This is a genomic window from Streptomyces sp. NPDC091376, from assembly GCF_044757085.1.
Classification (GTDB): domain Bacteria; phylum Actinomycetota; class Actinomycetes; order Streptomycetales; family Streptomycetaceae; genus Streptomyces; species Streptomyces pratisoli.
Map to the genome: position 1 here is coordinate 205551 of NZ_JBIVUF010000001.1, position 12964 is coordinate 218514.

Annotated in this window: 13 protein-coding genes; 3 read left to right on the forward strand and 10 right to left on the reverse strand. The window is 73.0% G+C overall.

Annotation, left to right across the window (positions count from 1 at the left end):
• Positions 1-14 precede the first annotated feature (14 nt).
• The gene (locus ACIQMR_RS00905) at positions 15-929 is read right to left on the reverse strand and encodes an ACP S-malonyltransferase (RefSeq protein ID WP_401381334.1); all 915 of its coding nucleotides are present in this window, start codon (positions 927-929) and stop codon (positions 15-17) included.
• 89 nt (positions 930-1018) lie between these two features.
• Positions 1019-2215: a CdaR family transcriptional regulator gene (locus tag ACIQMR_RS00910; protein WP_266374410.1), complete on the reverse strand. Its 1197-nt coding sequence runs from the start codon at positions 2213-2215 to the stop codon at positions 1019-1021.
• Positions 2216-2511: 296 nt separating this feature from the next.
• Here ACIQMR_RS00910 and ACIQMR_RS00915 point away from each other — a divergent pair, with 296 nt between their 5' ends.
• Complete coding sequence (locus ACIQMR_RS00915) at positions 2512-3168, forward strand: pirin family protein (RefSeq protein WP_401381337.1); 657 nt, start codon at positions 2512-2514, stop codon at positions 3166-3168.
• A 42-nt stretch (positions 3169-3210) separates the two neighbouring features.
• Here the strand turns inward: ACIQMR_RS00915 and ACIQMR_RS00920 are convergent, their stop codons facing one another.
• Together ACIQMR_RS00920 and ACIQMR_RS00925 are read right to left on the reverse strand one after the other, a co-directional pair.
• Positions 3211-4035, reverse strand: a complete 825-nt coding sequence (locus ACIQMR_RS00920; RefSeq protein WP_401381339.1) for a serine hydrolase domain-containing protein — start codon at positions 4033-4035, stop codon at positions 3211-3213.
• Between the two features lie 10 nt (positions 4036-4045).
• Positions 4046-4507: a GNAT family N-acetyltransferase gene (locus ACIQMR_RS00925; protein ID WP_401381341.1), complete on the reverse strand. Its 462-nt coding sequence runs from the start codon at positions 4505-4507 to the stop codon at positions 4046-4048.
• A 110-nt stretch (positions 4508-4617) separates the two neighbouring features.
• Between ACIQMR_RS00925 and ACIQMR_RS00930 the strand changes: the two genes are divergently transcribed.
• Positions 4618-5073 (forward strand): MerR family transcriptional regulator, encoded by a 456-nt coding sequence (locus ACIQMR_RS00930; protein WP_401381344.1) that lies wholly within the window; start codon positions 4618-4620, stop codon positions 5071-5073.
• Positions 5074-5077: 4 nt separating this feature from the next.
• Entirely contained in the window at positions 5078-6088 is a 1011-nt protein-coding gene (locus tag ACIQMR_RS00935) for an aldo/keto reductase (RefSeq protein ID WP_401381346.1), read from the forward strand.
• Between the two features lie 68 nt (positions 6089-6156).
• Here ACIQMR_RS00935 and ACIQMR_RS00940 read toward each other — a convergent pair whose 3' ends face one another.
• The 6 genes from ACIQMR_RS00940 to ACIQMR_RS00965 form a co-directional block, all read right to left on the reverse strand.
• Positions 6157-7386, reverse strand: coding sequence for an acyltransferase (locus tag ACIQMR_RS00940; protein WP_401381349.1), 1230 nt, complete (start codon positions 7384-7386; stop codon positions 6157-6159).
• The gene (locus ACIQMR_RS00945) at positions 7383-8423 is read right to left on the reverse strand and encodes an alpha/beta hydrolase (protein ID WP_401381352.1); all 1041 of its coding nucleotides are present in this window, start codon (positions 8421-8423) and stop codon (positions 7383-7385) included. The genes ACIQMR_RS00940 and ACIQMR_RS00945 overlap by 4 nt, the downstream gene beginning before the upstream one ends.
• Before the next feature lie 104 nt (positions 8424-8527).
• A complete protein-coding gene (locus ACIQMR_RS00950; RefSeq protein ID WP_401381355.1) occupies positions 8528-9208 on the reverse strand; it encodes a response regulator in 681 nt (226 codons plus the stop codon).
• Positions 9205-10575 carry a sensor histidine kinase gene (locus ACIQMR_RS00955; protein ID WP_401381358.1) on the reverse strand — a complete coding sequence of 457 codons (1371 nt, stop codon included), beginning with the start codon at positions 10573-10575 and terminating at the stop codon, positions 9205-9207. Before ACIQMR_RS00955 ends, ACIQMR_RS00950 begins: the two co-directional genes overlap by 4 nt.
• A 153-nt stretch (positions 10576-10728) precedes the next feature.
• The gene (locus ACIQMR_RS00960; RefSeq protein ID WP_401381361.1) at positions 10729-11592 is read right to left on the reverse strand and encodes a DUF4429 domain-containing protein; all 864 of its coding nucleotides are present in this window, start codon (positions 11590-11592) and stop codon (positions 10729-10731) included.
• Positions 11593-11678: 86 nt separating this feature from the next.
• Positions 11679-12890, reverse strand: coding sequence for an alpha/beta hydrolase (locus ACIQMR_RS00965; RefSeq protein WP_401381364.1), 1212 nt, complete (start codon positions 12888-12890; stop codon positions 11679-11681).
• Positions 12891-12964: the final 74 nt, after the last annotated feature.

The window sequence follows — 12964 nt, forward strand, 5'->3', positions numbered from 1 at the left end:
GCTACGGCTCCTTGTCAGGCTGAGTGCTCGGCGATCAGCGTGCGGGCCGCGTCGAGGTCTTCGGGGGTCTTGAGGGCGAGTGTCGCGACGCCCGGCAGGGCGCGCTTGGCGAGACCGGTGAGCGTGCCGCCCGGGCACACCTCGACGAGCGCGGTCGCGCCGAGCGCCTTGAAGGTCTCCATGCACAGGTCCCAGCGGACCGGGTTGGCGACCTGGCCGACCAGACGCGAGAGGACCTCGTCCCCGGAGGCGACGGTCTGCCCGTCCTTGTTGGAGACGTACGGCAGCTTCGGGTCCGCGGGAGCCAGGGCCTTCGCGGCCTCGTCCAGCGTGGCGACCGCGGGCGCCATGTGGTGCGTGTGGAACGCGCCGGCCACCTTGAGGGCGACGACCTTGCGGACGCCCTCCGGCTTGTCCGCCTCCAGCGCGGCGAGCTGCTCCATCGTGCCCGCGGCGACGATCTGGCCCGCGCCGTTGACGTTCGCCGGGGTCAGCCCGAGCTTCTCCAGGTGCGCGACGCTCACCTCCGGGTCGCCCCCGAGCAGCGCCGACATGCCCGTCTCGGTGACCGCGGCGGCCTCGGCCATCGCCAGGCCGCGGGTCCGTACCAGACGCAGCGCGGCGGTGTCGTCGAGGACACCCGCGAACGCGGCGGCCGTGATCTCACCGACGCTGTGACCGGCCACGGCGCCGGGCGCGACATCACCCAGCGCGGACGCCGACAGCAGACCGGCCGCGACGAGCAGCGGCTGCGCCACGGACGTGTCGCGGATCTCGTCCGCGTCGGCCTTCGTGCCGTAGTGGGCGAGGTCGAGCCCGATGGCGTCGGACCAGGCCGCGATGCGGTCGGAGGCGCCGGGGAGTTCGAGCCAGGGAGTCAGGAAGCCGGGCGTCTGAGCGCCTTGGCCGGGAGCGACGAGTACGAGCACCCTCACACTCTCTCTTGTGGATGGTCCCGGCCGCCCGTGGGGACAGGGACCAAGAACCGTCAGGGGAATTGTTGGTGTCCGACAAAATCCTAGAGTTGCTGATCGCCGTCTACCAGACGCCCGAGGATGAGCGCGATCCGCAGAGTGAACGCGGAGCGGACATCGGAGGGTGACCAGCCGGTGACGTCAGTCACACGTCGGAGCCGGTAGCGGACGGTGTTGGGGTGGACGAAGAGCATCCGGGCCGCGCCTTCGAGACTGCTTGCCTGCTCCAGATACACACTCAGCGTTTCCAGGAGCGCCGAGCCGGCCTCTTCGAGCGGTCTGTAGATCTCCTCCACCAGTTGCTCGCGCGCCGACGGATCTCCCGCGATCGCGCGCTCCGGCAGCAGATCGTCGGCCAGCACCGGGCGCGGCGCGTCCTGCCAGGCGGAACACGCCTTCAGCCCGGCGGCCGCGGCCTGCGCCGACCTCGTCGCGGCGAGCAGGTCCGGTACGACGGGTCCCGCGACGACGGGCCCGGCCGCGTACGGGCCGATCAGCGCCTTGGCGACATGCAGCGGATTGTCGCTGCCGCCCGCGATGACGACGAGCCGGTCGCCGAGCACTCCCGTCAGCACCTGGAGCTTGGCGTGCCGGGCCGCGCGGCGGATCGCCTCGACCGTCAGCTCGCTGTCCCCGTCGGGCGCGGTGCCGAGAACGACGCACACGTGCTCGGGCGAGTTCCAGCCGAGCGCCGCGGCGCGGCTGACGGCCCCTTCGTCGGCCTCGCCCGACAGCACGGCGTTCACGACGAGGGACTCCAGCCGCGCGTCCCAGGCGCCACGGGCCTCGGCGGCCTGCGCGTACACCTGGGCGGTCGCGAAGGCGATCTCCCGCGCGTAGACGAGCAGCGCCTCGCGCAGCACCGACTCGTCGCCGGGCGCGGCGACCTCCTCGATCGCGGCCTCCATGACCTCGATGGTCGTCCGCACCATCTCCACGGTCTGGCGCAGCGTGATCGCCCGGGTCAGCTCGCGCGGAGCCGTACCGAAGACGTCCGTCGAGATCGCCTGTGGGGTCTCGGGGTGCCGGAACCACTCCGTGAACGCGGCGATACCGGCCTGGGCGACCAGGCCGATCCACGACCGGTTCTCCGGGGGCATCGCCCGGTACCACGACAGCGTCTCGTCCATGCGGGCGATCGCGTTCGCGGCGAGGCGGCCGGACGACTGCTCCAGGCGCTTCAGGGTCGCGGAGTGCGGATGGGCGGTGTTCGGAGGCAGAGCCGGTTCGGGATGGGGCACGGGGACAAGAGTGCCTTATCGGGACGCCCCTGCGGAGACGCGGGGTCGGGGCGGTGCCGGGCCTCGCTGTTTCCCGGGCTCGCCCGGACCTGCGTGCGGCGCCGCCTGCCGCGGCGCGGGGCCATTGCCCCGCCCTCCACGCGCGACCCGGCTCCCCGGCGGCGGACGGAACCGGGCCGGCGACGCAGGACGCGGTCGAGGCCCTGCCCGCCTGCGGGGGCCCGCCCCCGTTCCCGGGAGAGGGCGGGCGGGGAAAGGCCCGCCGCGGGCGGGCGACGGGCGTCTACCGTAGAGACGTGATTTCCGTACGGCGCGCCGGAGGGCGCTTCCGCGGTGGGGACGAAGCCGCGGGTATCGAGTCCCTGCACGCGTTCTCGTTCGGGCGGTTCTACGACCCGGACAATCTCCGCTTCGGTCCGGTCATCGCCTGCAACGAGGAGCGCCTCGCCCCCGGCGCCGGGTTCGACGAGCACCCGCACAGCCACACCGAGATCGTGACCTGGGTGGTGGACGGCGAGTTGACCCACCGGGACTCCACGGGGCACGCCACCGTCGTACGGCCCGGAGACGTGCAGCGGCTCAGCTCGGCCGGCGGCGTGCGGCACAGCGAGCGCAACGACGCCGGTGTTCCCCTGACGTTCGTGCAGATGTGGCTCGCGCCGAAGGACCCGGGCGGGGAGCCGTCGTACGACATCGTGCGCGGCATCGCCGACTCGACGCCGTACGCGCTGCCGGAGGCCGGGGCGATGCTGCACGTACGGCGGCTCGCGGCCGACGAGCGGACCGCGGTCCCGGACGCACCGTACGTGTACGTGCACGTCGTCCGCGGAGTCGTCCGCATCGACGGCGACGACCTCGGTCCGGGGGACGCGGCACGCATCACCGACGCCGACGGTCTCGAACTCGCCGCCGCCGTGGCCTCCGAGGTACTGATGTGGGAACTCTCCGCGTGAACGCCCGAGTTCGCCGCACGCCGTCCCCGCCGGGCGGGAGGCCTACCGGCGCGTCGCACGCAACTCCGCCAGTACGGCGTCGGTGAACGGCGGCCACGCCTCGACCGCCCACGGCCCGAAGGCGCGGTCGGCCAGCGCCACGCACGCGGCGCCCGCGTCCGGGTCGATCCACAGGAAGGTGCCGGACTGGCCGAAGTGCCCGAAGGCGCGGGGTGAGGACGTGGAGCCCGTCCAGTGCGGGGACTTGCCGTCGCGGATCTCGAAGCCGAGTCCCCAGTCGTTGGGCTTCTGGTGCCCGTAGCCCGGCAGGATGCCGGACAGCCCCGGGTGGACGACGGACATCGCCTCCAGGACGGTCCTGGCGTCGAGGAGCCGTGGCGCCTGCAGCTCCGCCGCGAACCGCACGAGATCGTCGACCGTCGAGACGCCGTCCTTCGCCGGTGAGCCGTCGAGCGTCGTGGACGTCATGCCCAGCGGCTCCAGCACCGCCTGGCGCAGATACTCCGCGAACGGGATGTCGGTCGCCTTCGCGATGTGGTCGCCGAGCACCTCGAAGCCGGCGTTCGAGTACAGCCTGCGGGTGCCGGGAGCGGCGGTCGCCCGGTGCTCGTCGAAGGCGAGTCCGCTGGTGTGTGCGAGCAGATGACGCACGGTGGAACCCTCGGGCCCGGCCGGCTCGTCCAGCTCGACGGCGCCCTCCTCGTACGCGACGAGCGCGGCGTACGCGGCGAGCGGCTTGGTGACCGAGGCCAGCGGGAAGCGCTGCCCGGTGGGGCCGGCGGCGCCCGCGACGGTGCCGTCGGCGAGGACGACGGCGGCGGCCGCGGTGGGGACGGGCCAGTTCTCGATCATCGCCAGGCTCTGCATGCGTACGAGCCTAAAGGGTCAGCCTCATGGCCGGATCGGGGGTCCGGACGAAGCCGAGGGAGGCGTACAGCGGCTCGCCCTCCTCGGACGCCCGCAGGTCGACCCTGCGGACGCCGCGCTCGCGGAACCAGTCGAGCAGCGCCTCCACGCAGGCGCGCGAGTGGCCGCGGCGACGCCGGTCGGGATCGGTGGCTACGCTGAAGACGTAGCCGGTCGTACCGGTGGGGTTGCCGGGGCCGCCGAGGCGGTGCTCGATCGTGCCGACGGCGCAGGCGGCGAGCCCCTCGGGCCGCTCGACCACGAACGCGGCCAGATCGCCGCCAAGGTCGCCGAGGCGTCGGCGCAGGGTCTCGGCCGCGGTGGTCTGCCAGCCGGTGTCGGAGGCCGGGAAGGCGAGTGTCCCCAGCATGACGGTACGCAGTCGTACCAGCTCTTCGGCGTCGTCGGGGCGGGCGCGGCGTGCCAGGCTCATGGACGGCGAGGCTAGCCGGACCGGCACCGGTGGCGCCGACGCTTTTCCGCCCCGCCTTCCTTCGGTATTCGCTTGCTTGGAGTGCACTCCAACCTTCTAGCGTGGAGGTCATGACGGTGCTGGAAACCACATCCGCGACGACCGACATCTGCGTGGCCGCGCCCCCCGCCCACCCGCGGCCCGACGGACACGACCACTACACGATCAGCGAGGTCGTCGACCGGACCGGGTTGAGCGCGCACACACTGCGCTGGTACGAGCGGATCGGGCTGATGCCGCACATCGACCGCTCGCACACCGGACAGCGGCGCTTTCGCAACCGCGACCTCGACTGGCTGAGCTTCGTCGGCAAGCTGCGGCGGACCGGGATGCCGGTGGCGGACATGGTCCGCTACGCCGAGATGCTGCGCGAGGGCGAGCACACCTACCAGCAGCGGCAGGACCTCCTGGAGGCGACACGGCGCGACGTCATCGCCAGGATCGCCGAGCTCCAGGACACGCTCGCCGTGCTCGACCACAAGATCGGCTTCTACGCAGACGCCCAGCGGGCGCCGGAGAGGGCCTGAGCCCATGACGGACACCATGATCGACCGGATACGACTCGGCGCGCAGGGGCCCGAGGTCGGCGTGCAGGGACTCGGCTGCATGGGCATGAGCGAGTTCTACGGCCGGACGGACGAGGCCGCCGCGCGCGACACGCTCGAAGCGGCCCTGGCCGCGGGGGTGACGCTCTTCGACACGGCCGACGTGTACGGGCGCGGCGCCAACGAGGAGTTCCTGAAGCCGTTCGTGACCGCGCACCGCGACGAGATCACCCTGGCGACGAAGTTCTCGATCCTACGGACGGACGATCCGCAGTTCCGCGCCGTCCGCAACGACCCCGCGTACATCCGTGAGTCCGTCGAGGGCAGTCTGCGGCGGCTCGGCGTCGATGTCATCGACCTCTACTACATGCACCGGCGCGACCCGGAGGTGCCGTTCGTCGACTCGGTCGGAGCGATGGCCGAACTGGTGGCGGCGGGCAAGGTGCGCCACCTCGGGCTGAGCGAGGTGACCGGGCCGGAACTGCGCGAGGCGCACGCCGTGCACCCGATCTCCGCGCTGCAGTCGGAGTGGTCGCTCTTCAGCCGTTCCGTGGAGCGGAGCGCGGTGGGTGCCGCGGCGGAGCTGGGCGTGGCGCTGGTGCCGTACTCGCCGCTCGGACGGGGCTTTCTGACCGGCGCCTTCGCCGACGCCGGGGAACTGTCCGAAGGTGACTTCCGGCGCCGCCAGCCGCGCTTCACGGGCGACAACGCGGCCCTCAACGCGGCGCTGCTGGAGCCGGTGCGGAAGATCGCGGCGGCGCACGGGGCGACGCCGGCGCAGATCGCCCTCGCCTGGGTCCAGCAAAGGGCCCAGGTCCACGGCCTGCCGGTCGTCCCGATCCCCGGTACCCGCAAGCGCTCCAGGCTGGAGGAGAACACCGGCGCGACGCGGATCACGCTGACCGAGGACGAACTGGCCCTGCTGGAGCCGATCGCGGGGCGCGTCGTGGGGGACCGCTACCCGGAGATGACGTCGCTGTCGGACACACGGGAGTAACGGGAGCGGACGCCAGGCACCGCGGGTGGGCCGCCCCGCGGCACGGAGGGCGGTCCACACACCGCGGTTCACGTCAGGCCCAGCGCGAACGCCGCGAAGCCCGCAGCCAGGACGCCCGCCACCGCGCGGCGGGCCGGTCCCGCCGTGCGCCAGGGGGACTCGAAGACGCGTGCGTGGCGGCCGATCAGGATCAGCAGGGCCGCGAAGAGCGGCATCCAGGCCAGCCGGGCCAGGACCCATCCGAGCGAGTCGGGCGCCGTCGTCAGGCCCGGGAGCGCGCCCGCGTAGGAGGCGGGAACCGCCGCAGCGAGCATCGCCGTCTGGTGCCAGCACAGGATCGTCATCGCCGAGAGGTTGACCACGACGACCGGCGCCCACAGCGCGGGCCGTGCCAGCAGCCGCCCGAGCCGCTCGCGCAGCAGGATCGCCGCGCCGCTCTGTGCCGAGGCCAGGGCGAGGACCAGCAGCGACGGCGGATGGGAGTTGGTGCGGGCCTCACCCGGGACGCCGACCATCGACGCCGGGTAGTGGAAGGCGACGAGCAGCACGGCGAACAGGACCGCCCCGCCGGCCAGCAGCAGCACCCCGCCCCGCTTCCCGATGCGCTTCTCGCCCCAGGACACGCCGAGTTGGTAGGCGAAGAGCCAGCCAGGAAGGATGTTGAGCACGCTCAGCCAGGACGGCACGGCGTCGGCGTACGGCCCGTAGCGCAGGAAGTCGACGGCGGCGACGGACAGCAGCAACGGCGCCGCTGCCCAGCCGCCCATGCGCCGGGCGGCCCGTACGCACAGCGGGGTCAGGGCGGTGACGACCACGTACACGCCCACGAACCACAGCGGTTGGACGACCAGCGTGGCCCCCGTCCGCAGCGTGTCCTGCGGCACTCCCGCGGCGGAGAGGACGGCGATCAGCGCCGCCCACACCGCGGTCACCCCCAGCACGGGCCGCCCCAGCCGGGCGACCCGCCCGCGGAGCCAGTCGGCGGGGCTGCCGGGGCGGCGGCGGTAGGAGAGCGCCGAGGCGTATCCGCCCACCAGGAAGAAGATCCCCAGCAGTTGCAGCACCCAGCTGACCGGGGCGAAGGATCCGAACGTGGACAGCGGGCTCGCGTTGTGGATCGCGCCGTCCGCGTCGAGGGTGAACCCGCCGAGCAGCCAGTGCCCGGTCGGCACGGCGAGCAGCGCGAGGGCGCGCAGTCCGTCGATCGCGCGGTCGCGGTGGGCGGGGGTCGAGGACTCGATCCTCTCGACGAAGGGTGCGAGCCGGGGGAGCGGGGCGAGCGGGGCGAGTGTCTTCATCGGGTCTCTCCCCGGGCGATCGCGGCGAAAGCGCGCAGTGACGAGGTACCCGGCGCGAAGTAGCCGGTGTGGCCGTCGGTGTCGTCGGCGGGAACGCGCCGCGCGCCGAACTCGGGTGTGGTGGGGTCGTTTCCGTGGCCGAGTCCGGCGAACTCGACGTTCGGGACCTTGGAGATCCAGTCGTCAGGGGCCTTCGCGGCCCAGACCCGGGCGTCCGTCCCCAGGTCGGCGACGCTGTCCGCGCGCATCCCGGGCGAGCCGAACGCGACGATGTCCGACGCGCCGGCCTCGTGCGCGGCGAGGCCGCACACGACCGAGCCGTAGCTGTGGCAGAAGAGGGCGGGCTTCGTGGCGCCGGGTGCGCCGGTCGCCGCGAGGCCGCGGGTGAACCTGGTCAGCCGTTCGGCGCCGGCCTCGGCGAGATCGCCGGTGGCGGCGTCGATGCCGACACCGAGGGGCGTGGTGTAGCCGGCCCACGCGACCACGGCGGTAGGCCCGTTCGCCGCCTCGTTCGCCGCCGCGCGCGTGGCCCCGTTCGTGGCCCCGTACAGTGCGCGTGCCATCGCGGACGTGCGGTTGAAGGTGGCGGCGTCGATGTCCGAGCCGGGCACGATCACGGCGATGTGCCGGGCGTGGTCGAGGTCCCCGTACACCTCGGCGAGCTGACCCCGGCCGCGCGGGTCGTACGCGAGGATCCGCCGGCCGTCGGCCTCGGCGCCCAGGGCGCGGGCGTTGGCCTCGTACCGCAGGGCGACCGGGGCGCCGTCGAGGTTGCCGACGACGAGCGGATGACGGTCGGCCAGCGCGTGCCGCTGACCGGGCGTCAGCGCGGCGAAGAACGCGGCGATCTCGACCGGTGACGCGCTCGCCGGGTCCGGCAGTTCGCGGCCGAGCGAGCGGTCGGCCCGCCACTGGGCGGTTCCCGGCGGCGGCCCGGTGACGGGCGTCTGGGCGGTCCCCGAAGCCCACCCGGCCGTACTCGCGACAACGGTCGACGCGAGCGCCGCGGCGACGAGAGTCCTCCTGAACCGTCGCATGATCCCCTCTTCCTTCTCCGACTGCGTGGCGGAGAGGAAGGTAGGAAGACGACGCCTGAGGGAGCGTCACACCGGGGAGCCAACTGCCCGGTGATACCCGGGTACTACTGGTCTCCAGGGGTCACGAGGCCGGACTCGTACGCGAAGATGACCGCTTGCGCGCGGTCGCGCAGGCCGAGCTTGGCGAGGATGCGGCCGATGTGGGTCTTCACGGTCTGCTCGGCGAGGACGAGGTGCTCGGCGATCTCCTGGTTGGACAGGCCGCGTGCGATCAGCTCCAGGACCTCGGTCTCGCGCGGGGTGAGGCCGTTGAGACGCAGGGCGGCCCGGTCCTTGCGCGGGGCCGGGCGCTTGTCGACGAGGTCGGCGATCAGGCGGCGGGTCACGGAGGGCGCGAGCAGGGCCTCGCCCGCGGCCACGATCCGTACCGCCGAGATCAGATCGGCGGGCGGCGCGTCCTTCAGCAGAAAGCCGGACGCCCCGGCGCGCAGCGCCTCGTACACGTAGTCGTCGATGTCGAAGGTCGTCAGCATCAGCACCTTCGGTACGTGGACGACTCCCGGCGGCGGGGTCAGGATCTGCCGCGCCGCCGCCAGCCCGTCCAGCTCCGGCATCCGCACGTCCATCAGCACCACATCGGGGTGGGCCGAGTGCGCCAGGTCCACACCCTGCCGGCCGTCCGGTGCCTCGCCGACGACGTCGATGTCCGCCTGGGCGGACAGCAGCGCGGCGAAGCCCGCGCGCACCATGGCCTGGTCGTCGACGATGATCACGCGGATGGTCAACTGGGGTCCTTCACATCGTCCGGCACGGTCGTCAGCGGCATGCGCGCGGCGACCCGGAAGCCGCCGTCCGGCAGCGGACCGGTGTCCAGGCTGCCGCCGGTCAACCGTACGCGCTCGCGCATGCCCACCAGCCCGTGGCCGGTGCCGGTGGTCTCCAGCGCGGAAACCGGTTCGGCCGCGGGGCCGTTGACGACGAGCACCGTCAGATGTTCGTCGTCCGCGGTCACCGACACGCGCGTCGGTGCGCCCGGGGCGTGCCGCACCACGTTCGACAGCGCTTCCTGCACGATGCGGTACGCGGACAGGTCCACGGCCTGCGGCACGTCGACCAGCCCGGCCGGGAGCGACAGCTCGGCCGGCACCCCGGCCCGTACCGTCGCCTCGACCAGTTGCTGCACCCGGCCGAGCCCCGGCTGCGGCGCCCGTTCGCTCTCGGAGCCGTCGCTGCGCAGCACCGCGAGCAGCCGCCGCATCTCCGACAGCGACTCCCGGGCTCCGGCGGCGATCGTGGCGAACTCCTCCTGAGCGGCCTGAGGCAGGCCCTGGATCCGGTACGGCGCCGAGTCGGCCTGCACCGTGATCACCGACATGTGGTGGGCCACCACGTCGTGCAGTTCACGGGCGATACGCGCGCGTTCCTCCAGCAGGGTGCGCTGCGCGCGCTCGGCCTCGCTGATGGTCTCCTGCTCGGCCAGCCTCCGCTGGACGTCGCCCCGGATCCGCAGCGTGTGGGCGACCAGCAGGACGACGCCGCTGAGGACGAACAACAACACGTGGATGCCGTCGCTGAGCTTCTGCGAGACCAGTTCGAGGAGGAACCCGGTCCCACCGGTCACCAGCCAGACGGCCACCATGGTGCGGCGCGGAGCGCGCAGCCCCAGGCAGAACATCAGCACCAGGTAGCCGACGACGATCATCGGCGTCCACGGCCAGCTCCTGCCCGCGGTGCCGTCCGCGTTCAGCAGGACGACCGCGCCGAGCACATCGGCGGTGAAGACGATCCACCAGGCCTGCAGCGGCCGGGTCACGGCGAGGAGCAGCGGGGCGGTCTGTGCCGTGGCCAGGGCGCCCGCGAGCGCGCCGCCCATCCGGTAGTCCTGGGTGAGCACGCTGATCGTCACCGGCAGCAGCGTGCAGACGGCGGCGAGGGCGACGACGTACGGCAGCCATCGCTGCCAGCGGGCCGACGCCTGCGCGAGCAGCGGCGCGGACGGCGAGGTCGGTGTGGTCAGCGCGGCGCCGAGCGACCGCAGGGACTCACCGGCGGCGGAACGCGCCCGCAGTGCGGGCCCGGACCTCGCCGCACCACGCAGCGCGCCGCGGACCCGGTCGAACCTCGTGGGAGTGGAAGGCGGTGCGGTACTCATGTCCGGCCCAGCGTAGGCAACCCGGGCCGCACGCGGCGTCATACCGCAGGGCCGGGTGGGACGTCATACCCCGGTATGACGTCGGCCCGCAGCGCCGCCCGACCGACCGGCCCCGGTGGCCCCGCAGCCCCCGGGCCCCGGGCCCCGAGGTTCCTACAGCTCCGCCAGGAGCTCCGCCTTCTTCGCATGGAACTCCTCGTCCGTCACCAGGCCCGCGCTGTGCAGCTCCCCGAGATGACGTATTCGCTCCGCGACTCCCGCCGGATCGTGCGGGACCGCCGGTGCCAGGGGCAGGACCGGTGTGGCGTCGCGGACCGCTTCCAGAACGGCCGCGGCGAAGGGCAGGGACTCGTGCAGCGGGCCGTAGCCGAGGCCGAAGACGACCGCCGCCGGGTCCTGGTCGGCCTGCGCGGGCCGGGCCGCCGGGTCGGCGCCGCGCGGCAGCAGCCGGAGGTAGCCGTCGAAGACGTCAGGGGAGCGCCACTCGACACCGCTCAGCTCGGAGACCGCGTACGTCTGGTCGCCGGCCTTCCACTTCGCGGACGAGGCGCCCGTCCACGACCAGCGGAACGACACCTTGTCGCCGTCGAACGTGGCCTTTCCGTCGTACGCCTTGAACTGCAGCGGCGCCGCGACCGAGGACGCCACCAGATATCTCCCCGCGGGTCCGGTCCCCGGTCCGGGCAGTACGGCGCGCAGTTCGTCCGCGTAGTACTCCGCGAGCGTCTCGCGCTCCGCGGGCAGCACGAGCCGGTACGGGTCGCAGCCGTCCTTCAACTGGCCCGCCGCAGCGTCCATCAGCGGATCGGCGCCCGGTCTCGGCACCGTGTGCAGCACCACCGTGCCGCGCTTGCCCGGGGAGAGGGTCACCGACTCGAGCGCTTCGAGGGGGATTCGCCGTTCGCCCAGCGCCTGGAACAGCTTCGGTGCGCCGCGGTTCCCCCGTGTGAAGCGGATGAGTACGGAGTCCGGTTCGAACTCCCAGGTGGCATGAATTCCGGCCAGCACATCACCCATGTGCCTCATCGTATGCGGCGTGCGCCCGCGCGTCGCCCCCGTACACACGACGGTCATATGCGCCCCGTCGCCGTTCTCTACGCGCGTCAGACCTCTCGCGCACCATAAATTCCACTGCGACACGCGCTTTCACCGTCCGCGCAGCTCAAGGTGAGGTACGAACCGACGCCTATCTCGGCCAGGTTGCTGAGGCTCTCCGTACCCGGCTCGAAGTAGCCGGTGTGGCCGATCGCGCCGGCGGCCGACAGCAGGCGCGCGCCGAAGTCCGGCGTCATCGGGTCGGCGCCGTGACCGAGCCCGCCGACCTCCAGGTACGGCACGTCCTGGATCCAGTCGTCGCGGTCCCGCATCGCCCACACCCGGGCGTTCGTCCGCAGCTGTGTCGTGGTCTGCGCCCGCATGCCGGGGCTGCCGGCCACAGCCATGTCGCCGACCCGGCCGGGCAGTTCACGCGCGGCGACCCCGCACACCACCGAGCCGTAGCTGTGGCAGAACAGCGTGACCCCGGCGTCGCCCGGCAGCGCGCCGGTCAGCGCCACGAGCCGGTCCGCGCCGCTCGCGGCGAGCCTGCCGGTCGAGGCGTCGAGCCCGATCCCGGTCGGCGAGGTGTAGTCGGCCCAGGCGATGACGGCCGTACGCACGCCGGGGGCGGCGGCCCGCTCCGCCGAGTACAGCGACTGCGCCATGCCCACCGGGGCCGTGTACTTGCGCCGGGTCTTCTCGAACGTCAGGACGTTGGTGTCGACTCCAGGGACGATCACCGAGACCCGCTGCGCGCGGTCGAGGTCGCCGAACACCTCGGCCACCCGGCCCTTGCCCGTCGGGTCGAAGGCGAGGATCTGCCGGCCTGCGCTCAGCAGGGACTCGTACCGGTGCATCCGCCGGCCCGCGTCGTGCCGGCCGTCCGCAGAGAGCCGGCCGTCGTGCATGCGCCACCGCTCCACCTGGCGTGCCTGGGCGAGCGCGACCCGGTTGGCGCGGTAGCGCAGCGTCACCGGTGCGCCGTTGAGATTGCCCACCACGAGCGGGTGCCGGTCGGCGAGCGAGGCCGCCCGCGCGGGCCCGATGGAGGCGAAGAAGTCGGACAGCCGACCGGCCGGCGAGCCGGGGTCGGGCAGCTCACGGCCCCCGATCCGGGCGTGCTCCCAGGCGGCGAGCGCGGCCTGTCTGGGCTCACCGGGACCGCGCTGATGTCGTACGGCGGTCCAACCGGTGGTGGCGAGCAGCACGAACACAACGGCAAGAGCGAGAAGGGCGCGCCAGACGTTGAGAGTGGGGGACGAGTCGAAAGCAGTCACTGAGGGGACAGCCTAGGGGGCGCCTACTGACGCCCGCGAAGACCGTGAGGGAGATCACGCGTCCGGACATCCGA

What these genes read in the sequence shown, in the direction of transcription:
- ACIQMR_RS00920 (WP_401381339.1), bottom strand. Translation starts at nt 4,035, where the DNA reads ATGCAGAGCCTGGCGATGATCGAGAACTGGCCCGTCCCCACCGCGGCC.
- ACIQMR_RS00925 (WP_401381341.1), bottom strand. Translation starts at nt 4,507, where the DNA reads ATGAGCCTGGCACGCCGCGCCCGCCCCGACGACGCCGAAGAGCTGGTA.
- ACIQMR_RS00930 (WP_401381344.1), top strand. Translation starts at nt 4,618, where the DNA reads ATGACGGTGCTGGAAACCACATCCGCGACGACCGACATCTGCGTGGCC.
- ACIQMR_RS00935 (WP_401381346.1), top strand. Translation starts at nt 5,078, where the DNA reads ATGACGGACACCATGATCGACCGGATACGACTCGGCGCGCAGGGGCCC.
- ACIQMR_RS00940 (WP_401381349.1), bottom strand. Translation starts at nt 7,386, where the DNA reads ATGAAGACACTCGCCCCGCTCGCCCCGCTCCCCCGGCTCGCACCCTTC.
- ACIQMR_RS00945 (WP_401381352.1), bottom strand. Translation starts at nt 8,423, where the DNA reads ATGCGACGGTTCAGGAGGACTCTCGTCGCCGCGGCGCTCGCGTCGACC.
- ACIQMR_RS00955 (WP_401381358.1), bottom strand. Translation starts at nt 10,575, where the DNA reads ATGAGTACCGCACCGCCTTCCACTCCCACGAGGTTCGACCGGGTCCGC.
- ACIQMR_RS00960 (WP_401381361.1), bottom strand. Translation starts at nt 11,592, where the DNA reads ATGGGTGATGTGCTGGCCGGAATTCATGCCACCTGGGAGTTCGAACCG.